Source organism: Mycobacterium sp. BMJ-28 (genome assembly GCF_054404835.1).
Window position 1 is genome coordinate 4,090,596 of sequence record NZ_CM136783.1, and the last position, 20,077, is coordinate 4,110,672.

The 20,077-nt window shown below is 66.8% G+C and carries 21 protein-coding genes; 3 read left to right on the top strand and 18 right to left on the bottom strand.

From position 1 onward, the window contains the following. The first annotated feature begins 19 nt into the window (after positions 1-19). The gene (locus ACXPWS_RS20325; protein ID WP_458708384.1) at positions 20-1,492 is read left to right on the top strand and encodes an aldehyde dehydrogenase family protein; all 1,473 of its coding nucleotides are present in this window, start codon (positions 20-22) and stop codon (positions 1,490-1,492) included. 111 nt (positions 1,493-1,603) lie between these two features. Here the strand turns inward: ACXPWS_RS20325 and rlmN are convergent, their stop codons facing one another. Both rlmN and ACXPWS_RS20335 read right to left on the bottom strand, forming a co-directional pair. Beyond that, positions 1,604-2,695 carry a 23S rRNA (adenine(2503)-C(2))-methyltransferase RlmN gene (rlmN, locus tag ACXPWS_RS20330; RefSeq protein ID WP_458708385.1) on the bottom strand — a complete coding sequence of 364 codons (1,092 nt, stop codon included), beginning with the start codon at positions 2,693-2,695 and terminating at the stop codon, positions 1,604-1,606. Positions 2,696-2,709: 14 nt separating this feature from the next. Further along, positions 2,710-3,561: a LysR family transcriptional regulator gene (locus ACXPWS_RS20335; protein WP_458708386.1), complete on the bottom strand. Its 852-nt coding sequence runs from the start codon at positions 3,559-3,561 to the stop codon at positions 2,710-2,712. 155 nt (positions 3,562-3,716) lie between these two features. Here ACXPWS_RS20335 and ACXPWS_RS20340 point away from each other — a divergent pair, with 155 nt between their 5' ends. Beyond that, on the top strand, positions 3,717-4,706 hold the full coding sequence (locus ACXPWS_RS20340) for a DMT family transporter (RefSeq protein WP_458708387.1): 990 nt from the start codon (positions 3,717-3,719) through the stop codon (positions 4,704-4,706). Here ACXPWS_RS20340 and ACXPWS_RS20345 read toward each other — a convergent pair. The 4 genes from ACXPWS_RS20345 to ACXPWS_RS20360 all read right to left on the bottom strand — a co-directional run bounded on the left by ACXPWS_RS20345 (position 4,617) and on the right by ACXPWS_RS20360 (position 7,636). Beyond that, complete coding sequence (locus ACXPWS_RS20345) at positions 4,617-5,486, bottom strand: phosphatidate cytidylyltransferase (RefSeq protein WP_458708388.1); 870 nt, start codon at positions 5,484-5,486, stop codon at positions 4,617-4,619. The genes ACXPWS_RS20340 and ACXPWS_RS20345 overlap by 90 nt on opposite strands. Next, a complete protein-coding gene (gene frr, locus ACXPWS_RS20350) occupies positions 5,487-6,044 on the bottom strand; it encodes a ribosome recycling factor (protein ID WP_458708389.1) in 558 nt (185 codons plus the stop codon). Positions 6,045-6,134: 90 nt separating this feature from the next. Then, positions 6,135-6,860, bottom strand: coding sequence for a UMP kinase (pyrH, locus tag ACXPWS_RS20355; protein ID WP_458708390.1), 726 nt, complete (start codon positions 6,858-6,860; stop codon positions 6,135-6,137). Between the two features lie 95 nt (positions 6,861-6,955). Then, complete coding sequence (locus tag ACXPWS_RS20360; protein WP_458708391.1) at positions 6,956-7,636, bottom strand: class I SAM-dependent methyltransferase; 681 nt, start codon at positions 7,634-7,636, stop codon at positions 6,956-6,958. Between the two features lie 36 nt (positions 7,637-7,672). Here ACXPWS_RS20360 and ACXPWS_RS20365 point away from each other — a divergent pair, with 36 nt between their 5' ends. Further along, entirely contained in the window at positions 7,673-8,104 is a 432-nt protein-coding gene (locus ACXPWS_RS20365) for a MarR family winged helix-turn-helix transcriptional regulator (protein ID WP_458708392.1), read from the top strand. 13 nt (positions 8,105-8,117) lie between these two features. Here the strand turns inward: ACXPWS_RS20365 and ACXPWS_RS20370 are convergent, their stop codons facing one another. The 12 genes from ACXPWS_RS20370 to tsf form a co-directional block, all read right to left on the bottom strand. Further along, positions 8,118-8,495 (bottom strand): DUF5073 family protein, encoded by a 378-nt coding sequence (locus ACXPWS_RS20370; protein ID WP_458708393.1) that lies wholly within the window; start codon positions 8,493-8,495, stop codon positions 8,118-8,120. Beyond that, positions 8,495-9,283, bottom strand: a complete 789-nt coding sequence (locus ACXPWS_RS20375) for a heavy metal-binding domain-containing protein (RefSeq protein WP_458708394.1) — start codon at positions 9,281-9,283, stop codon at positions 8,495-8,497. The genes ACXPWS_RS20370 and ACXPWS_RS20375 overlap by 1 nt, the downstream gene beginning before the upstream one ends. Positions 9,284-9,387: 104 nt before the next feature. Beyond that, complete coding sequence (locus ACXPWS_RS20380; RefSeq protein ID WP_458713619.1) at positions 9,388-11,358, bottom strand: primary-amine oxidase; 1,971 nt, start codon at positions 11,356-11,358, stop codon at positions 9,388-9,390. A gap of 2 nt (positions 11,359-11,360) precedes the next feature. Continuing rightward, positions 11,361-12,881 (bottom strand): APC family permease, encoded by a 1,521-nt coding sequence (locus ACXPWS_RS20385; RefSeq protein WP_458708395.1) that lies wholly within the window; start codon positions 12,879-12,881, stop codon positions 11,361-11,363. A 24-nt stretch (positions 12,882-12,905) separates the two neighbouring features. Then, positions 12,906-13,568: an ABC transporter ATP-binding protein gene (locus ACXPWS_RS20390; RefSeq protein WP_458713620.1), complete on the bottom strand. Its 663-nt coding sequence runs from the start codon at positions 13,566-13,568 to the stop codon at positions 12,906-12,908. A gap of 89 nt (positions 13,569-13,657) precedes the next feature. Continuing rightward, on the bottom strand, positions 13,658-14,221 hold the full coding sequence (locus tag ACXPWS_RS20395) for an ABC transporter permease (protein ID WP_458708396.1): 564 nt from the start codon (positions 14,219-14,221) through the stop codon (positions 13,658-13,660). Further along, positions 14,221-15,390 (bottom strand): ABC transporter permease, encoded by a 1,170-nt coding sequence (locus ACXPWS_RS20400; protein ID WP_458708397.1) that lies wholly within the window; start codon positions 15,388-15,390, stop codon positions 14,221-14,223. The genes ACXPWS_RS20395 and ACXPWS_RS20400 overlap by 1 nt, the downstream gene beginning before the upstream one ends. Before the next feature lie 118 nt (positions 15,391-15,508). After that, a complete protein-coding gene (locus ACXPWS_RS20405; RefSeq protein ID WP_458708398.1) occupies positions 15,509-15,967 on the bottom strand; it encodes a DUF350 domain-containing protein in 459 nt (152 codons plus the stop codon). 19 nt (positions 15,968-15,986) lie between these two features. After that, positions 15,987-17,150, bottom strand: coding sequence for a glutathionylspermidine synthase family protein (locus tag ACXPWS_RS20410; protein WP_458708399.1), 1,164 nt, complete (start codon positions 17,148-17,150; stop codon positions 15,987-15,989). Beyond that, positions 17,151-17,651 carry a hypothetical protein gene (locus tag ACXPWS_RS20415; RefSeq protein ID WP_458713621.1) on the bottom strand — a complete coding sequence of 167 codons (501 nt, stop codon included), beginning with the start codon at positions 17,649-17,651 and terminating at the stop codon, positions 17,151-17,153. A gap of 105 nt (positions 17,652-17,756) precedes the next feature. Continuing rightward, entirely contained in the window at positions 17,757-19,151 is a 1,395-nt protein-coding gene (locus ACXPWS_RS20420; protein WP_458708400.1) for an amidase, read from the bottom strand. A 94-nt stretch (positions 19,152-19,245) separates the two neighbouring features. Continuing rightward, the gene (gene tsf, locus ACXPWS_RS20425; protein ID WP_458708401.1) at positions 19,246-20,061 is read right to left on the bottom strand and encodes a translation elongation factor Ts; all 816 of its coding nucleotides are present in this window, start codon (positions 20,059-20,061) and stop codon (positions 19,246-19,248) included. Between the last annotated feature and the right edge of the window lie 16 nt (positions 20,062-20,077).

Sequence of the window (20,077 nt, forward strand, 5' to 3'; positions counted from 1 at the left end):
CCATGTAAAGCTGTCAGGCATGGCGGACACCGGCATCTTGGCGGGCGACACCCGGATGCTCATCGACGGCGAACTGCAGCACACCTCCAGCGGGGCGACGTTCGACGTCGTCCACCCCGCCAGCGAGCAGGTCGCGGGCCAGGCCACCGACGGCTCGGTCGACGACATGGCGCGCGCGGTGGGCGCGGCGCGGCGCGCGTTCGACGAGACCGACTGGTCACGCGATCTGGACTTCCGCTACCACTGCCTGACGCAGCTGCACGAGGCGCTGGAGCGCAACAAGGAACATCTGCGCCGGGTGCTCATCACCGAGGTCGGCTGCCCGGTAAAGGTGACCGGGGCCCAGATCGAGAGCCCGATCGAGGAGGTCAAGCATTGGGCCGAGCACGGTAAGAATTTCGAGTACCTGGCCGACAACGGCGTGCACGAGACGCCGCTGGGGCCCGCCCGGCGCAAGATCCACTACGAGGCCGTCGGGGTGGTCGGCGCCATCACGCCGTGGAATGTGCCGTTCTACCTCAACATCGCCGAGACCGTGCCCGCCCTGATGGCGGGCAACACCGTGGTGCTCAAGCCCGCGCAGCTCACCCCATGGTCGGGCAGCGAGTACGGCCGCATCGTGGCCGAGGAAACCGATATCCCGCCGGGGGTGTTCAACCTGGTGGTCTCGAACGCCAACGAGGTGGGCGCCGCGCTGGCGGCCGACCCGCGGGTGGACATGATCACCTTCACCGGGTCGACGGCCACCGGCCGGGCGATCCTGGCCGCCGGTGCGCAGACGGTGAAGAAGACGCTGCTGGAGTTGGGCGGTAAGAGCGCGCACATCGTGCTCGACGACGCGGACTTCACCATGGCACTGCCGATGGCGGCGCTGATGGCGTGCGTCATGTCGGGCCAGTCTTGCATCCTGCCGAGCCGGATCTTGTTGCCGCGCAGTCGTTATGACGAAGGCATCGAGATCATGAAGAACATGATGGAGAACTTCCCGGTCGGCGACCCGTGGGATCCGGCCAACATGCAGGGCCCGCAGATCAGCGAGACCCAGCGACAGAAGGTGCTGGGCATGGTCAAGGGTGCCGTCGAATCCGGTGCCCGCCTGGTCACCGGCGGCGGTGTGCCGGAGAAACTGCCGGTCGGCTACTACACCCAGCCGACCCTGCTGGCCGATGTCGACCCGGACAGCCAGATCGCCCAGGAGGAGGTCTTCGGGCCGGTGCTGGCCGTCATCCCCTACGACGGTGACGACGAGGCCGTCGCGATCGCCAACAACTCCATCTACGGTCTCTCCGGAGAGGTCAGCGGTGGCGATCTGGACCGGGCGTTCGCGGTGGCCACCCGGATGCGCACCGGCAACGTCACCATCAACGGCAAGAGCCACTTCGGGATCGACAGCCCGTTCGGCGGCACCAAGCAGAGCGGTCTGGGTTACCGCAACGGCGAAGAGGGCTACAAGGAGTACCTGGACGCCAAGACCATCGGCATGCCGGCATGACTTCGCCCAAACTCACCTTCGGGCCAGGAATTGCGAGTAGATGTCGGCGAAACGTCGATCTCGGCGGGCACGTTGGAAATCCGCGCCCGGCGGTCCCAACCCGCCGGCCGCTCAGCCCTCGGCTGCCAGCTGACCGCAGGCTGCCGCGATCTCGCGTCCGCGGGTGTCGCGCACGGTGCACGACACACCCTTGGCCAGGACTCGTTTGACGAACTCCCGCTCCACCGGTTTCGGGCTGGCATCCCACTCGCTGCCCGGGGTCGGGTTGAGCGGGATCAGGTTCACGTGCACCAGCGGCCCCAACTTACTGTGCAACTTCTTGCCCAATAGGTCTGCCCGCCAAGGCTGGTCGTTGACGTCGCGGATGAGCGCGTATTCGATCGACACCCGGCGGCCGGTGGAATCGGCGTAATACCGTGCGGCGTCGAGCACCTCATCCACCCGCCAGCGATTGTTCACCGGCACCAGGGTGTCGCGCAGTTCGTCGTCTGGCGTGTGCAGCGACACCGCGAGGGTGACCCCGAGTTTCTCGTCGGCCAGCTTGCGGATTGCGGGTGCCAGGCCGACGGTGGACACCGTCACCGAGCGGGCGCTGATCCCGAACCCGTCGGGCGGCGGGGCGATGATGCGCCGGACGGCGGCCACCACGCGGTTGTAGTTGGCCAGCGGCTCCCCCATGCCCATGAAGACGATGTTGGACAGCCGGCCATCGTGCTCGGAACGCATGGTCGCCGATGCGGCCCGTACCTGCTCGAGGATCTCGGCGGTGGACAGGTTGCGCTGCAGCCCGCCCTGACCCGTCGCGCAGAACGGGCAGGCCATCCCGCAGCCGGCCTGTGACGAGATACACACGGTGTTGCGCTGCGGGTACCGCATCAGCACCGATTCGAAGGTGGTGCCGTCGAGCCCACGCCACAACGTCTTCCGGGTCTCTCCGGCATCGCATTGAACCTCGCGTGCCGGGGTGATCAGCGTCGGGAACAGTTCGCCGGCCACCTGGTCGCGCAGCGCGGCGGGCAGGTCGGTCATCTGGTGCGGGTCGGCGATCAGCCGTCCGTAGTACTGGTTGGCCAGCTGTTTGGCCCGGAACTTCGGTAAGCCGAGCGCGGTGACGGCGTCGATCCGCCCCGCTTCGTCGAGGTCGGCGAGGTGGCGCGGCGGAGTTCCGCGGCGCGGTGCGTCGAAAATCAGTTCCTGCTTCATGATTGCTTCCAGTATCAGGCCTGGTCGGCCAGAACGTCACGGACGGTCTGTTCGACGGTGTGCAGGATGTCGGCGTTCACGCCGGCCCGGCCGCGGACGAACACCGACGCGCGGCTGGCCGGCGGCAGTCCCTCGGCCAGGCTCAGGCCATCGGGCAGCCGGCCGATCATTGGCAGCAGCGCCACTCCCAGCCCGGAACGGACGGCGGCGAACAGCCCGGACAGATCCGCGGATTCGGCGGCGATGCGGTACTCGGTACCGAGTCGGTCCAGCGTGGCGAATGTCGGTTCGCGAAGGGTGCACGGTTCGGAGAACATCACCACCGGCAACGGCTGCCCGGCCGGCATGGCGAAGCTGCGCGCCGAAACCCATTTCAGCGCAAGCATTCCCGATGCGTGTGCCGGGTCCAGCCCGGAGCCGTCGAGCATCACCGCGAGGTCGACGAGGCCGTGCTCGATGGCGTCGGCCAGCATGACGTTGCGATCGAGGCGGAACCGTAGCCGCCAATCGGGCAGCCGTTCGCCCAGCGCGGCGGTCAGGCCGGGCAGCATCACGTCGGCGCCGTGTTCGGTGGCGCCGATCAGCAGCACCCGTTCCTCGGCGGCGCCCAGATCGGCCAGCGCACCGTCGTGCGCAGCCAAAATGGTGCGGGCGTGGCCCAGTACGCGGTGCCCCAGCTCGGTGAAGGCGACGCCGCGCCCGGAGCGCTCGACGACGGCGCCCCCGACCACTGCCTCGATGCGGCGGACATGCTGGCTGACGGCGGACTGCGTCATGTGCAACACCGCGGCGGCGCGGTGAAACCCACCACAGTCCGCCACCGCCACCACGCTGCGCAGCGGCCCGATATCGAGCACCTGTCCCATCCGGCCAACGTACTCCGATCAGCGCAGACGATCAAAAAACCACCCATCTTGCGTGGATGTCGCGGTTATTCCGGGCAATCGATCAGCATTTGCGATCGATTGTGATAGCCGATATTCGTTGGACTACGCGCACCGGGCCGCCGCACGATGAACCCATGACGCCCACCCGGATGCCGCTGCGCACCGCGAGCACCGTGACGTTCTTCTACGCACTGGGCTACCCGATCGGCAATTTGGCGGTGCACGCCCTGTCCCCGATGGCGGTGCTGGCGTTCCGGTTCGGACTGGCCGGCGCGATACTGGGAACCTGGGCCGCGCTGGCGCGGGTGCGGTTCCCCACCGGACGCACGCTGGCCCATGTCGCAGTGGCCGGTCTGCTGATGCAAGCGGTGCAGTTCTGCGCGCTCTACATCGCCATCCAGCACGGCGCTCCCGCGGTGCTGTGCGCGGTGGTGGTCGCGATGAACCCGGTCGCGACGGCGCTGCTGGCCGCGGCGTTCCTGCGGGACCGGCTGACCCCGCGCCGGGTGGTCGCCCTGGTGCTCGGTGTCGCCGCGGTGCTGGCGGCCTGCGCGACCCGGCTGATCTCCACCGGCGGCGTGGACCCGGTGGTGGGGCTGCTGCTGGTCGCGTTGTTGGGCCTGGCGGCCGGCGGTGTCTATCAGCAGCGGTTCTGCGCCGATGTCGACTTCCGGGCGTCCACCGCGGTGCAGAACGCCGTGGCCTTCGTCCCCGCGCTGGCCTTGACGCTGGCCATGCCGTTCCAGGTGCACAACGTCACCCACGCGATCTTCGCCGTGGGCGGTGTGGTGCTGCTCAACGCCACCCTCGGGGTGTCCCTCTACGTCCGGGCGATCAGTCTGCACGGTGCGTCGTCGGTGGCAATGTTGTTCTGCGTGATTCCCGCGGTGGCCGGCGTGCTGTCGTGGCTGATGCTCGGCGAGCGGGTGGATCTCGGGATCGCCGCGGGACTGGTCCTCGGCGCGGCGGCCTGCTGGCTGAACGCGTCGGGCAAGCCCAAAGGACCCGGCGGGCACGACCGCACCGACAAGGATTCAGGCGAGCAGTGTCAGGACGATCCAGCCGACGACCGCGGACGGCAGCATCGCGTCGATGCGGTCCATGATCCCGCCGTGACCCGGTAGCAGGGTGCCCATGTCCTTGATGCCGAGATCGCGCTTGACCTGAGATTCGACCAGGTCGCCGAGCACGCCGGTGACGACCAGCAGCACACCGAGCGGCACGCCGACCCAAGCCGGCTTGTCCATCAAGAACGTGACCGACAGCACCGCGGCGGTGATACCGAACAGCAACGACCCCCCGAGGCCCTCCCAGGATTTCTTGGGGCTGATGGCCGGCGCCAACAGGTGCTTGCCGAACAGCACACCCGCGACATAGCCGCCGATGTCGGCGAAGACGACCGTCACGATCACGGTAAACACCCGCACACCACCGTGGTCGGCGAAGATCAGCAGCGCGGTGAACGCGGCGAACATCGGTACCCAGGTCGCCAGCAGCACAGTGGCCGCGATATCGCGCAGATAGTTGACGGGTTGCCGGTTCAGGCCTTGGCCGACCAGCCGCCAGACCATGCAGACGACGATGGTGGCGCCATAGCCGCCCAGCAGCCCGGCGACGCCGAACGGCCAGGTCAGCCAGATCATCGCCTGTCCACCGATGAGCAGCGCCAGGGTGGGCAGCGCATAGCCCTGCTCACGCAGCCGCCGGATCACCTCGTGGGTGGCGATGGCGATGGCGACGGCGAGCAGCGGCAGCCACCAGATCGGCGCGAAGAGCAGGGTGCCGATGGCCAGGGCCCCGAGGACCGCGCCGACTGCGATCGCGGCGGGCAGATTGCGCCCGGCGCGCGACGTCTTCTTGGGTGGCTCGGTCTGCGCCACGGGACTGGGGTGCTGAAAGGTCATCTAGACCTCCAGCAACTCGCCTTCCTTGTGTTTGACCAGTTCGTCGATCTGGGCGACATACTGCCCGGTGCTCTTGTCGAGGTCTTTTTCGGCGCGGCCCACCTCGTCCTCGCCGGCCTCGCCGTCCTTCTTGATCCGGGCCAGCTCCTCCATCGCCTTACGGCGGATGTTGCGCACCGATACCTTGGCGTCCTCACCCTTGGACTTCGCCTGCTTCACCAGTTCACGACGGCGTTCCTCGGTGAGCTGCGGGATGGAGATCCGGATGACGTTGCCGTCGTTGGACGGGTTGACGCCCAGGTCCGAATTGCGAATGGAGTCCTCGATGGCACGCAGTTGGTTGGCCTCGTACGGCTTGATCACGACGAGGCGGGCCTCGGGCACGTTGATGCTGGACAGCTGGGTGATCGGCGTCGGCGAACCGTAGTACTCGATGTTCAGGCGCGAGAACATGCCGGGGTTGGCACGGCCGGTGCGGATCGACGCGAGGTCGTCGCGCGCCACGGCCACCGCCTTCTCCATCTTCTCTTCGGCGTCGAAGATTGTTTCGTCGATCACGTGGTTATCTCCCGTCGCATTCGCTCGCCCAGGCACGTATCTCCCGAAGCGTTTCGCTCGCCCACAGCATCTCCTCCACCTGCCCGACTGTCAGCTGGTGACCAGTGTCCCGATCTTCTCACCTGCGACCGCTCGCGCGATATTTCCGTCGGTGAGGAGATTGAACACGAGGATCGGCATGCCGTTGTCCATACAGAGGCTGAATGCGGTGGAATCGGCGACCTGCAGTCCCCGATCGATCACCTCGCGGTGGGTGATCGCGGTCAGCAGCTCGGCATCCGGATTCTTGCGGGGGTCGTCGGTGAACACCCCGTCGACGGCCTTGGCCATCAGCACCACCTCGGCACCGATCTCGAGGGCGCGTTGCGCGGCGGTGGTATCGGTGGAGAAGTACGGCAGGCCCATGCCGGCGCCGAAGATGACGACACGGCCCTTCTCCAGGTGCCGCCGGGCGCGCAGCGGGATGTACGGTTCGGCGACCTGCCCCATGGTGATGGCGGTCTGCACGCGGGTATCGATGCCCTCCTTCTGCAGAAAGTCCTGCAGCGCAAGGCTGTTCATGACGGTCCCGAGCATGCCCATGTAATCGCTGCGGGTGCGTTCCATCCCCCGCTGCTGCAGCTGGGCGCCGCGGAAGAAGTTGCCGCCACCGATCACGACGGCGACCTGGGCTCCGGCGCGCACGACATCGGCGATCTGGCGGGCCACCAGGGCCACCACGTCGGGGTCCAGGCCGACCTGTCCACCGCCGAACATTTCGCCACCCAGTTTGAGCAGCACCCGCGAGTACGCCGGCCGGATTTGTCCCTCCGCCATCAGACTCCTTCGGTTCCGACACAGAATCGCCACCATCCTGCCTCATGACGACGCCCCGGCCACGTCGGGGTGGCCGGGGCGTAGTCCTGGTTCGGTCAGTCTCGATGCGCGGTCAGCAGCCACGCGCCCACCGACTTACGCCCGCCTGCCTCGTCGCGGACGTCGGCACCGGCGAAAGCGCCGAACCCGTCCAGCGCCGGCGGCACCTGGGCGTGGATGCGGGCCGGCCGGATCTCGTCGATCTCCCAGTATTTTCCGACCACATCGCGCAGCTCGTCGGCGGTGACCGCATTGACCGGGCTGTCGCCCGGCATCCCGGCGGCGTCGAAGACCAGCACGAAGTACGACGCACCGGGCGCGGACGCGCGCACGATCGACTGCTGGTAGCCCTCGCGCAGTTCCACCGGCATCGAGTGGAACAGCGTCGAGTCGATGATGGTGCCGAACCGTCCGTCGTAACCGGTGAAGGCGCTGATGTCGGCGACATCGAAGGTGGCGTTGGCCAGCCCACGCCTGGCCGCTTCGGCACGGGCCAGCTCGATGGCGGTCGGCGAGGCATCCAGGCCGACGGTGGTGAATCCGCGCGCGGCGAGATCCAGCGCGGTGGCCGCTTCGCCGCAGCCGGCGTCGAGCACGTCGCCGTGCACACGTCCGGCCGCGATGAGCGCGGCGATCTCGGGCTGGGGCTCCCCGATGCTCCATGGCGGCCGCGCGCCCTGGAAATCGGCGGCTTCGCCGCGGTAGGCCGATTCGAACATTTCCTGCGGTGTGGTCATGTCTCCGGTATATCAACGTGCTTGATATGTGTCAATATGCTTGACATGGGTGACATCGACTCCGACCTGCCGCTGGGCTACCTGCTGACCCGCGCCGCGATGGCGCTACGGGTCGAGGTCACCGCCGCCGTGCTGGAACCGCTCAATCTGACCTTCGCCCAGTACCGCTGCCTGCGGTTGCTGTCGCATTTCCCGGGGAAGTCCAACGCCGAGCTCGCTCGGGAGATGTACGTGTCACCGCAGGCGATGAACATGGTGGTGCGCGGTTTACAGGAGATCGGCCTGGTGTCGCGGCCGGCCACGGTGCCGGCCGGCCGGGCCCTGCCCACCGAGGTGACCCGCGAAGGCGTCGCACTGCTCAAGCGCACCGATCCGGGAATCCGCGCCGCCGAGATGAAAGTGCTCGGACATCTCACCGAGCGTGAGCGCTCGGAGCTCAAGAGAATGCTCGCGGTCGTCGCGGACTGAGCCGCTCCGGGATTCAGTGCCCGGCACCGGCTGCCATCGCGTCCACCGCGGCATCGATATGGGCCACGACGGCATCCCCGTACCGGGCTGCCACCTGTCCCAGCGCGCGGGCCAGATGACCGCCCACCGCACCGGCAGCCAGCACCTCCTGAGCCAGCACGATGCCGTTCACCACATGTGCGGCGCTCAGCAGCCCGTCACGGCCCACCTCGTATCGCCAGTCACCGATCTGGATGCGCTCCGGTTCGGAGTGGAACAGCCCACGCCGCGCCGGGGTGCGGATCACGCCGGACACGCCGCTGAAGACGTTCACGACGAGCGCGACACCACCGGGGCCCGACGCCGCGGCGTCGATCGCCGTCCGCACCCGCTCCAGGTCCAGGGCGGTCATCAGTCGGTCATCGGCAAGACGAAGGCGGGCATGATCGTCTCGCCGGGCGCCGCCCCGGGACGCACGGCGGTACCGGCAGCGTAGAACTCGACGGTGTGGTGTCCCCAGGCGTAATTCGTCACGTCGAACCACACCCCCACCACCCCGGTGCCGCCGTCGCGTTCGGCCTCGGCCTGCATCCGCGACATCGCCAGTTCCCGGGCCTGGTAATTGCCCTGGGTCCACTGCGGCATCTCGGCGTTCTGCCCCACCTGACTCAGGGTGCGCAGAAATCCTTGCACCGCAACGTGAAACACGCAGTTGCCCATCACGAACGCCACCGGCACGAAGCCCGACCGCAGCAACGTGCCCATGTCCTGCCCGGACAGATGGCTGGTGAACGCCTGGCCGTTCGGTCGCCGGTAGGCACCCGGGTTGGCGCTGAACCGCACTGCCGTACCGACGGCGATGAACTCGAGATGATCACCCTCGCCGAGCTGACGCCACTGCAACCGCACCCCGACAACACCGTCGGCACCCAGCGCGTCGGCCTCGGCCTGCAAGCGGGACATGGCATTCCATCGGGCACGGTAGGTCGCCTCGGTCAGCACCGGCAGCTCGGCCTGCTGTTTGATCCCGGTGAACTGGTAGCCGACGTGGTAGACCGACACCCCCATGACCAGTTCGATCGGCTCGAATCCAGCACCGTGCAGGATGGCGAACTCGTTGATCGACAGGTCCGAGGTGAACACCTTCCTGGCGTGCGACAGCCGCTCACCGGCGACGGGGTCGAGCGTGTTCGGTTGCATGGTCACACCCTTCATAGAGTGCGCACAGGCTAAACCGGCAACCTGGCAATCAGGCCCTTTCCGAGCGGGAAAGTTGCTGGGGCTTCCCCGCCGGGCCCGTCGCGCTAATGCTGGTGGCAGGCTTTCGGCGGCGACGGCGGCAGATCCAGTGCCGGGTTACCGTCGAAGAATCCGATCGGCTTGAGATGGAAACCCGTGTAGGCACAAGGCATCACAGGCCAATCCTCCGGACGCACCACATGATGGGCGCCCAACGTGTACCAGAGCACCACGTCGGTGTCCTCCAGGGGCGCATCGTCGGCGACGAACTCGGGCAGGCCCTGGCTGTCGGCCGACTGGTACATGTAGTCGCCGGCGGCGAACATCTCCGACGGGTCGTACCTGGTCACCCAGAGGTTGTGCTGCACGAACTTGGCGCGGTCGTAGATGTAGGAGCCCTCCTGCACCATCACCGGCACGATTTCCTTGGGCACCAGCTTGTAGGCCACCGGCGCACCGAGCTCGTTGACCTTGGACGGATTGGTCACCTTCCAGTACCGGCCCGTCTGCCAGTTCCAATCGCGTGCACCCTCAGCTTCGGAGGCCACCAGCGTGTCCTGGGTGATCCAGGCATTGTGGTGCGGATTGAGCGCCGGATCCGGTTCGGGAACCGAATCCACCTCGTACACACTGTTTCCGGCACCGTCGACGCTCATGTCCAGCCGGAAGTTGAAGAAGTGCTGATGATTCGGGCCGTAGATGCCGGGCGCCACCATCTTGCCCCAGCGCGGTGTCTCACCGTCGGCCACCGCACCGGTGGTCAGCACACCCGAGAGCTTGACCTCGACCTCGATCGAGGCGTCGTTGTAGAAGTACCAGAAGAATCCGTACTCGTAGTTGCCCACCGTGCAGATCATCGAGACCACCAGCCGCCGCGACCGGCGCACCTCGACCTCGCCGGTGCGAAAGTCGGTGTGCTTCCACGAGATCCCGAAGTCCTCTTCGTGCATGCAGATCGCATTCGGGATGACGACCGCGTTCCCGCTGGAGTCGTTGACCGTGCCGTCGAAGTAGTGGATCTCGCCGAGACAGTCACAACCCAGCGTCAACGGATTGGCCGAGAATCCCATCCCGACCTCGCCCATGTCGAAGACGTTCTTGTTCCAGTGCGTCGGCGCGGTGTCGCCGTAGGGCACCACCATCTCCGACAGCGACCCCCGGTAGAGGATGGGCCGGGTCTCCCCGCGGTCGGTGTAGGTCACCTCGTGAACGGTGACCCCTTCACGTGGATTGAACCCGATGCGCAGAGACCATTTCTGCCACTGCACCTTCCACCCGTCCACGGTGAAACTGGGCCCGTCGGGCTGGGTGATCTCGATCGCCTTGACGTCATCGCGGAACTGGGTGAACGCCGGGCGGTTGTTCGGGTCGAACATGAACTGTTCGGAGTAGTTGCCCGCCGTCGGAGGCAACGGCACGACACCGTGATCCTCGATATCGATGACCTCCATGGCGTCCAGATCGAACGTCACGATCAGCCCTTCGACCGGGCGGGCGTACCCGTGCTCGGACGCGGCGGCCCGCATGAAGGTCAACGGGCGGCAGATCAGCGCCGAGTTGTCGTAGTGATCTCCGGCCCCGTAATACCCTGCGGGCCAAGGGTCGATCATCGCGAGGCTGAAGTCGGTCACGCCGCGTTTGAGCATCGCCGCCTGCCAGCGCGGGTCCTCCCGCACCTTCTCCTCCACACCCGTCATGTGCTCGACGAGGTAGGACGGGAACCGCCCGGGTACGGCCTTCCACGACTCGATGACCCGGGCACCGAGATCGACGACCGCCTCGTAGATCATCTTCGCCGCCGCGTCGTACATGCTGACGAACGCCGACCGCGGCACATCGTCGCGACCTTCGAAGCTGAGCGCGGCGTTCTTCTTCGGCTCGGCGAGCTGGATCATGACGAATTTCAATGTGGGCGTGGCGTATTCGGACGCGGTGATGATCGACGCGGCAGCCTGGACCTCGTCTCCGGACAGCGGGTCGAGCGGATAGAGCTTGGCCTCGCCGGCAGAACCCGTGCTGGGCCGGGTGTCTTCCATGGTCACTTGGATATTTCCTCTGCTTCCTTGGTGAGATCGAGCACCGCGAGATGGGCCAGGGCATCCTCCTGGGACACCTTGTGCGCCGAGCGGCGGCCGAAGACGTACACGACCAGGCCGAGCGCGAACATGCCGACGCTGATGCTTCCGACCCACGTCATCCACTCGCCGTCCCCGACGCCGGCACTGGTCAGCCAGGACTTGGCGAACGAGTAGTACACGCCGGCAATGGTGCCGATCGTGCCGACGGCGACCGTGATCCAGACACCGACCATGCCACCCGGGATGCGCCAGAACGTCTCGTTCGCATAGCGGTCGGCGTACTTCTTGCGGGCGATGACGACCGGGATCAGGAAGAAGAACCCGGACAGCAACCACACCGTCGACAGTCCGCCCTGCAGGAAGATCGTCGTATTGACCAGACTGCTCTGTGAGTAGAGTCCGATGATCAGCAGCGACGAGAGCACGCCCTGAATGAGGATGGCGCTCACCGGGTTGCGCGTCCGCGGGTTCAGGTGGGTGAAGATCCGCGGCAGGTGGCGCTCCAGGCCGGACACGAAGATCAGCCGGGAGTAGGCCACCTGGTAGGTCATCAGCGCCACGACGATGATCAGGGCCAGCACCACGGCGCAGATCTCCATCAGCCCGGGGAAACCCGAGACTCCCAGCATGCCGATGACACCGGTCACCGCGTCGATCTGGTCGGTGGGCAGGGCCATCATGGTGCCCAGTGTCGTCAGCAGGTAGATGGCCACCAAGGCGGTGGAACCCCAGAGGATCATCCGCGGCCCGCTCTTACGGACCGACAGGAACTCCGCACCCATGTTGTACGGGGTTTCCACACCCAGCAGGTACAGCAGCACCGTGCCGTACAGGAAGCCCGACACCGCGAAGTTCGGTATCACGGCATCGTGCCAGCTGAACGGGGTCGCCGAGCCGTGCTTCACCGCGAAGATCAGACCGCAGAGGAAGATGGTCAGCGCGAGAGCGCCGAACACCACGAAGACGACGTTCATGATGCGCTGGTTGGCGGCGAGCTTGGCCAGCGCCAGCCCCACGACCACCCACATGATGACCAGTTGCAGGATGACGCTCGACATCACACCCAGCTCGGCGTGGAAGGCCAGCAACAGGAATGACAGCACCACCGCCGGCGAGGAGGCGGCGTTCAGGATCACCGGCACCCAGGACAGGTAACCGCCGACGAAGCCCCACGTCTCCCCCATCGTCCGGGTGGCCCAGATGTACACACCACCCTGACCGGGCCACAGGTTTCCGAGTTCGACGACGGCCATACCGGCGGGAACCAGGAAGGTGAGGATACCCAGGATCCACATCGGGATGGCGGTCCATCCGCCCGTTGCCATCACCGAAGATCCGGTGATCCAACAGATGATGAACACGTAGGCCGCAGTGAGGCCGAAGGTGCTCATCACCTTGGGCAGGATCTGTTCCGGGACCAGTTCGGTCGCCATCAGCTTGTCGCGGGAAGCGGTTGCCGAGTGTTCCAGTTCTTGTGTCATATGCTGTCTCCCAATACCTTTGGATCAGTTGACGATCTGGCCGTCACGCATTCGGACCACACGGCTCGCTTCGTCGGCCACCGTGGGGTCGTGGGTGCTCGCGACGACCGTGACGCCGAGCGTCGAACACAGATCGCGGAGCATTCGCACCACCGTCTCCCCCGTGCGGTGGTCCAGATTGGCGGTCGGCTCGTCGGCGAGCACCAGCGTCGGATTGCTGATCAGCGAACGCGCGATGGCTGTGCGCTGCTGCTCACCGCCGGACATCTTGGTCGGCTGGTGGTGAATCCGGTGCCCAAGACCGACCAGTTCGAGCAGTTCGGTGGCCCGCTTGCGCAGCGCCTTGCGGTCGTAGGGCTCGAACATCAGTGGCAGTTCGACATTCTCGACGGCAGACAGGAACGGGATCAGGTTGTAGCTCTGGAAGATGAACCCGATGGTGTCGTGCCGCAGAGCGGCGAACTGGCTCTCCGAGATCGTCGAGGTGTCCTGACCGGCGACACGGACGGAACCCTTGGTCGGGCGATCCAGGCCGCCGATGATATTGAGCAGCGTCGACTTGCCGCTGCCGCTGGGACCCATCAGGCAGACGAATTCGCCCGGCAGCACCTGAAGTTCAACGGCGATGAGGGCCTTGACCACCTCATCGCCGAGCTTGTGCAGTTTCCACACATCGGAGATCTCGATGACCGGCGGCGTTCCGGCCGCAGCCGCGGTGGCGAGCGTGCTGGTTTCGGTGCCGGTCGCAGTGCCGGTTTCGATGGCGGTCAATGTGCCTAGCCTCCTGTGCTCAACGAACGGATGGGCGGCCGCGAGGCCGCATTCCAAGTGGGCATCACACTGGTGGCCAGCGCGGCCACGATGCTGACGGCAACGGCGATGACGGTGCCCAGGGCCAGCCCCCCGATCGCCACCCCGGTGGGGACGAACCCGATGGCTCCCAGCGCCAGCCCGGCGACCACCGCCAGCACCGCACCGCCGACGGCTCCCAGGGTGGCGGCGACGACGGGCTCGACCAGCAACGCGACGACGACGGGCATGCGGGGAATTCCGTTGGCGCCCAGCACACCCAGTTCCCTGGTTCGCTGGGCGACAGTCCGTGTCGTGGCGACCGCCACCTCGACCACACCGACCAACAGGACGGTCACCGCGATGAGCACCACAGCGGCACGGATCTCCTCGGCGTGGCCGAGGGATGCCGACTGGGCCCTGATCCCGTCGGACATCCCGAACACGATGACCACCAGAAAGGCACCGGTGGCCGTGGTGATGGCGGGCAACACCATCTCGCGGATCCGGCGCCGCGCCGCCAGCCACCCGTAGGACAATCCGTAGCGCATCAGTTCCCCCTGAGCAGGTCGACCGGCCGTTGTTGCAACAGCCGATGCACCGGGATGAGCGCGCCGACGATCGCCATCGCGGGGATGAACGCTGCCACCATGCCCGCGGCCTGCGCCCACGCCGTCACGGTCGCGATGCCCGGAATGACCAGTGCGACTGCAGCTCCTGCACCGAGCACACCGACGATGAAGGCCACGATGAACACGATGAAGGACTCGACGAGGAAGAAGTACAGCACCTCGTCGGCCAGGCCGATACTGGACATGATGCCGAATTCGCGTTTGCGTTCGGCGACTGCGGCCAGGAACGAGGACACCGCGATCACGAACCCGAGGATCAGACCGATCGTGGAGATCAGACCCAGGGTGGAACTGGTCACCTTGCCCGAGAACAGCGCCGAGAAACTCTGCTCGAAGGTCAACGGGCCGACCCCGCCCACCGTGTCATAGATCAGCCCTGCGCCACCGCGGTCGGGCTGCACGGACGGATCCGTGCTGGACGGCAGCGCGGCCGCGGCGCCGAAGATCTGCGCCGAGTCTCGACGGTTCTCCTGGCCCGCGGGGGCGTTGACCGTCCACCAGCCATTGTCACCGACGATGGCATGCGCCAGATCAGTTGACACAGTTGCGGATTGACCGGAGCCGGAGATGTCCACCAGCAGGCTCTGGCCCCCGATCACCACCCGGTCCCCGGCGCCCACACCGAGTCTGGCCGCCAGGCCCTGCCCGATCGAGGCATGGCCCGCGGCGACCTTGTCGCCACCCCGCAGCGAGACCACCACCCCGTTGACGGTGGTGGTGCCGGACAGGGTGCGGGTGGCGGTCCAGCCATCCGGGATGGCGGTGATATCGGAAGCGGGCCCGTCGGCGACCAGCGCCTCGGCCTCGTTGTCATAGTGCACGCCGGCCGCCGGGACCACCCACAACTGCGCGCCGCCGATCACATCGGTGACCGAATCCTCGCCGGAGATGGCGAAACTCGCGGCGATGGTGCGCACCACGGTGACGCACGCGATCGCCAGCGCGATGCCGACGACGGACAGCACGAACCGCTCGGGGCGGCGCCTGATGTTGGCGAGCGCGAACCGGACCAGGCACAGAAAGGTGTTACCGGATGCGGTCGCTATCTCCGGCGCTCGGGTTATCGTGGGTGATGCTGCGGACTCCACGAATGGGATCGTGGGCGCGTCGTGTTTCGTCGATGGCCGTCTCTGGTATCCGGCGCGTTAACGGGAACTGATTGCGATTACAACAGGGTGTCCCGGCGGCTACGGATTTCGTTGTCAATCACAGAATCGCGGCCGCGATGATCAGTCCGAAGGCCAGATAAGACGCGGACACCACCAGTACCTCGGGGGTGAAGCGCTCCTGAGCCAGCACGCTACCGATGTCGACGCCCTTGATCACGCCGACCAGGCGGACCGAGAACGCCTGTGCGGCAATGCCGAGCAGACCGAACACCAAGGTCTTGATCAACCCGCCGATCAGGTCGCCGGACGAACTGTAGATCGCCAGCACGATGATCAGTGCCATCGAGACCACCCCGGACGCGGTGATCGCGGCGGCATTGGGGCGCCCGGCCTGGACCAGGGCGCGCAGCGGTCCCGGCGTGGTCCAGTCGATCACGAAGAAGCCGAGAACCATCAGGGCGATACCGACGATCGTGTACAGCACGATCGCCGACGCACCATGGCCGACCACCGACCAGTAGTCCGGGGCGAGGGCGCAGAGCGTGACGCGGTTCATCGGATTCCTTCTTTGTCGGTCAGAGTGGAATGCGGTGCGGCACAAAGGCAGCACCATCGTCGGTGATCAGGCCGGAGGTCTCCCTGATGCCCAGGCCCGCGGATTCGTCGCCGACGATCCAGGCGCCCAGCGCGGGACGCATATCGTCGAATTTGGGCAACGGGTCCAGCAGTTGGTAGATGTAGCCTTCCTCGCCGTACACCCCGCCGGTCTGCATGTCCTGGCCGGCACCGACCACGGTGATGTTCGCGCCTTCCCGCCCCAGTTTGGGCTTGCGCACGTATTCGGTGAGTTCGTGCGGATCGTCGAGATAGGCCGGCAGTAGGTTCGGGTGTCCGGGATACATCTCCCACAGCACCGCGAGGATGGCCTTGTTACTCAGCAGCGTCTTCCACAGCGGCTCGACCCACATCGTCGACGGCAGCAGGTCCAGGGCTTGACGCCCGAAGTCGTCGTCGAGGATCCACTCCCACGGGTAGAGCTTGAACATCGACGCGATGGGCGCTTCCTCCAGGTCGACGAAGCGCTGCAGGTCCTGGTCGTAGCCGATGTCCTCGATCGGCAGGCCGACGGTGTGCAGGCCGGCCTCGGCCGCACACTCCTGGATGTAGGCCAGTGTCACGTTGTCCTCGCCGCTGGCATCGGCCGAGGACCAGGTGAAGTGGGTTTCCTTGCCGGGCAACCGATCCCGTACCTCGGACCACCTGCCGACGAGTTTCTCGTGCAGCGAGTTCCACTGATCGTCGGCGGGAAACACGTCGGTCTTCCAGTGCCACTGCAGGATCGCTGCCTCCAGCAGCGACGTCGGCGTGTCGGCGTTGTACTCCAGCAGCACCGGTGGCCTGCGCCCGTCGTAGCGCAGATCGAACCGTCCGTATACGTGCGGGTCGCTGCGGCGCCACGACGCGGCGATGTGCTCCCAGGTCCACTCCGGCAGGCCGAAGTCGCGGTAACGCTCCGCGAGGACGACGTGCTCGACGGCGTCCAGGCACATCGAGTGCAGCACCTCGACGGAGGCCTCCAGGGACAGCACCTCGTCCATGTCGAAGACGTAGTGCACCGACTCGTCCCAGTACGGCCGGTCGGCCCCGGCGGAATCGCGGGCCGGGGTGCCGAAGCACATGCCCTGCTCGGCCACGATCCGTTCCCAGCCCGGTCGGGGGGAACTGCGCTCACGCCGCATTCAGCTGCCCGAGCTTCCATGACTGGACGAGCCGAAGCCACCCCGTGAGATCGACGATCCGGAGCTCGTCTTGCCCGTGGTGCCCTTGGGGAGCTCCAGGGTCCCACCCCGCGCGGTGGTCCCGATCCCGCCGTTGTTGCCGCCGTAGTAATAGCGATACGGCGAGCCGGCGTAGATGAAGACGCCACCGGTTCCGGTGTAGCCGCTGCTGCAGTAGCTGTCCGGGACCACCTGGTTGGAGCCGTCGGCGACGCAGGTGGCCGACACCGTGTCCTCGTGCAGGATCTGATAGCCCAGCGCGATCACGCCGACGACACCGACGACCGCCACCGAGCCCATCAGGACCTTCTTGTTCCTGGCGGCCCGCCTCTCGGCGTCGGCCTGCTGCTGCGCGGCGAACTCCTCGGCCGCCTCGCGGGCGCGCCGGGCCTTGTCCCGCTGACGCGCCTCGGCGACGGTGGGCGGCCGCGGTTTTGTCGAACCGGGATCCTGATAGCGCATCGAGCCCCGCGCCGGTGGCGCCTCGACCTTGTCGGGTGCGTCGTCGGACCCGGATTCCATCTATCCCCCGTTGCTTGTGTCCAGCCGCATCACAGCATAGAGCCGTCAATCCTGGATACGCGCGAACGCCTGGGCCTGTTCGAGTTCGTACGCCAATTCCAGCAGCACACGCTCCTGCCCCCGCAGCGCCCCGAACATCATCCCGACCGGCAGTCCCTGCGCGGATCGGCCCATCGGCAGCGAGATCGCCGGGTCGCCGGTGACGTTCTGCAGTGGCGTGAAGGCGACCCAGTCGACGAGCCGGTCGATGACCTGCTGATAGGGCGCCGTCGGGTCGAGGTGCCCGATGCGCGGGGTCACCTCGGCCAGGGTCGGGGTGAGCAGCACATCGTAGGAGGCCGACAACCGGGTGATGATGCGCCGGGTTCGGCTGAGCCGGCCGATCACCAGCGGCAGGCGGTGCAGATTGCGGCCGGCCAGTTGTTCCAGTCCGAGCGTGAGATTGTCCAGCTTGGTCTTGTCGAAGCTCGGGCCGAAAGTGCGTCGCCCGCCGCGCACCAGGGCGAACGCCAGCAGCGACCAGTACAGCAGAAAGTCGTTCATGAACGACGCGGGAACCGGGTTGGCGATTTCGGTGACCCGGTGGCCGAGCTCCTCCAGCAGCACCGCCGTCTTCATCGTCAGTTCGCGGATCTCCGGACTGGCCTGGCGCGCAATCGATTCCGTACACACCGCGACGTGCAACCGACGGCTCCCCGGCCCGGTGACATCACCGATGGGCGGCAGCTTCGGATTACGCTGCAGGAGTTCGGCCTCGCGGTAGAACGCCGCGGTGTCACGGACCGAGCGGGTGAGCACGCCGTTGGCCACGATGCGCAGCGGCATCTGGCGCATCTGCTTGTCCAGCGGCAGCCGACCACGCGACGGTTTGAGCCCGACCAGGCCGTTGCACGCGGCCGGGATGCGGATGGAGCCGCCGCCGTCGTTGGCATGCGCGATCGGCACCACGCCGGCCGCCACCAGCGCGCCCGACCCGGACGACGACGCACCGGCGGTGTGGTCGGTGTCCCATGGATTGCGCACCGGGCCCAGGCGCGGATGTTCAGCCGAGGCGCTGAATCCGAACTCCGAGAGCTGGGTCTTGCCCAGCACCACCAGACCGGTGCCCAGGTAGCTGCGGGCGAAGTCGCCGTCCGCCGATACCGGCCGCGGCGCCCAGGCGTCGGTGCCGTCCATGGTCGGCATCCCCGCGACATCGGCGTTGTCCTTGACGAACGTCGGGATCCCGGAGAAGTAGCCCTGTCGAGGTGTGGCCGCGCGGGCCCGGTCGAAGGCCCGGTGGGCCAGACCGTTCAGGGCCGGGTTGACGGCCTCGGCCCTGGCGATTGCGGATTCGATCAGGTCGGCCCGGGAAACGTCGCCGGAGCGCAGCGCGGCAACGAGCGCGACCGCGTCCAGATCACCGAGGGCGTCATCGCCGAAGGCGTGCACACGTGTCATGACCCGACGGTACCAGCACGTACCAGCTCGGTGGCTCCCGACGCAAAGAACCCCGCGTCGCCGAGGCGATGCGGGGTTCTTCGGGCGAAACTGTCTAGGCTTGGCCGACCTCGAACCGGACGAACCGGGTCACGGTCACGCCGGCGTCGTCGAGCAGCGCCTTGACGGACTTCTTGTTGTCCGACACCGACGGCTGATCGAGCAGCACCACGTCCTTGTAGAACCCGGTGAGCCGGCCCTCGACGATCTTGGCCAGCGCGGCCTCGGGCTTGCCCTCTTCCTTGGCGGTTTCCTCGGCGATGCGGCGCTCGTTGGCGACGACATCGGCGGGCACCTCCTCGCGGGTGAGGTACTTGGCCTTCAGCGCGGCGATCTGCAGGGCCACCGCGTGTGCGGCGGACTTGTCATCACCGGTGTACTCGACCAGCACACCGACTGCCGGCGGCAGGTCGGCAGACCGCTTGTGCAGGTAGGTCTCCACGTTGCCGTCGAACACGGCGACGCGGCGCAGTTCGAGCTTCTCGCCGATCTTGGCACTGAGCGCGGCGATCAATTCCTCGACGGTTTTGTCGCCGGCCTTGGCGGCCTTGAGCGCGTCCACATCGGTCGCCTTGGAGGCGGCAGCGGCGGTGACGATCTGATCGGCCACGGCACGGAATTCGTCGTTCTTGGCGACGAAGTCGGTCTCCGAGTTCAGCTCGATCAGGGCGCCGTCCTTGGCTGCCACCAGACCTTCGGCGGTCGCGCGCTCGGCGCGCTTGCCGACGTCCTTGGCACCCTTGATGCGCAGAACCTCGACGGCCTTGTCGAAATCGCCGTCGGACTCGGCCAGCGCGTTCTTGCAGTCGAGCATTCCGGCGCCGGTCAGCTCCCGAAGGCGCTTGACGTCGGCAGCGGTGTAGTTAGCCATAAAAAGCGTTCTCCTG

What these genes read in the sequence shown, in the direction of transcription:
- ACXPWS_RS20420 (WP_458708400.1), bottom strand. Translation starts at nt 19,151, where the DNA reads ATGACACGTGTGCACGCCTTCGGCGATGACGCCCTCGGTGATCTGGAC.
- pyrH (WP_458708390.1), bottom strand. Translation starts at nt 6,860, where the DNA reads ATGGCGGAGGGACAAATCCGGCCGGCGTACTCGCGGGTGCTGCTCAAA.
- ACXPWS_RS20345 (WP_458708388.1), bottom strand. Translation starts at nt 5,486, where the DNA reads ATGACCTTTCAGCACCCCAGTCCCGTGGCGCAGACCGAGCCACCCAAG.
- ACXPWS_RS20370 (WP_458708393.1), bottom strand. Translation starts at nt 8,495, where the DNA reads ATGACCGCCCTGGACCTGGAGCGGGTGCGGACGGCGATCGACGCCGCG.
- ACXPWS_RS20380 (WP_458713619.1), bottom strand. Translation starts at nt 11,358, where the DNA reads ATGGAAGACACCCGGCCCAGCACGGGTTCTGCCGGCGAGGCCAAGCTC.
- ACXPWS_RS20410 (WP_458708399.1), bottom strand. Translation starts at nt 17,150, where the DNA reads ATGCGGCGTGAGCGCAGTTCCCCCCGACCGGGCTGGGAACGGATCGTG.
- ACXPWS_RS20325 (WP_458708384.1), top strand. Translation starts at nt 20, where the DNA reads ATGGCGGACACCGGCATCTTGGCGGGCGACACCCGGATGCTCATCGAC.
- tsf (WP_458708401.1), bottom strand. Translation starts at nt 20,061, where the DNA reads ATGGCTAACTACACCGCTGCCGACGTCAAGCGCCTTCGGGAGCTGACC.
- ACXPWS_RS20395 (WP_458708396.1), bottom strand. Translation starts at nt 14,221, where the DNA reads ATGCGCTACGGATTGTCCTACGGGTGGCTGGCGGCGCGGCGCCGGATC.
- ACXPWS_RS20335 (WP_458708386.1), bottom strand. Translation starts at nt 3,561, where the DNA reads ATGGGACAGGTGCTCGATATCGGGCCGCTGCGCAGCGTGGTGGCGGTG.
- ACXPWS_RS20385 (WP_458708395.1), bottom strand. Translation starts at nt 12,881, where the DNA reads ATGACACAAGAACTGGAACACTCGGCAACCGCTTCCCGCGACAAGCTG.
- ACXPWS_RS20405 (WP_458708398.1), bottom strand. Translation starts at nt 15,967, where the DNA reads ATGAACCGCGTCACGCTCTGCGCCCTCGCCCCGGACTACTGGTCGGTG.
- ACXPWS_RS20340 (WP_458708387.1), top strand. Translation starts at nt 3,717, where the DNA reads ATGACGCCCACCCGGATGCCGCTGCGCACCGCGAGCACCGTGACGTTC.
- ACXPWS_RS20375 (WP_458708394.1), bottom strand. Translation starts at nt 9,283, where the DNA reads ATGCAACCGAACACGCTCGACCCCGTCGCCGGTGAGCGGCTGTCGCAC.
- ACXPWS_RS20365 (WP_458708392.1), top strand. Translation starts at nt 7,673, where the DNA reads ATGCTTGACATGGGTGACATCGACTCCGACCTGCCGCTGGGCTACCTG.
- ACXPWS_RS20415 (WP_458713621.1), bottom strand. Translation starts at nt 17,651, where the DNA reads ATGCGCTATCAGGATCCCGGTTCGACAAAACCGCGGCCGCCCACCGTC.
- rlmN (WP_458708385.1), bottom strand. Translation starts at nt 2,695, where the DNA reads ATGAAGCAGGAACTGATTTTCGACGCACCGCGCCGCGGAACTCCGCCG.
- ACXPWS_RS20360 (WP_458708391.1), bottom strand. Translation starts at nt 7,636, where the DNA reads ATGACCACACCGCAGGAAATGTTCGAATCGGCCTACCGCGGCGAAGCC.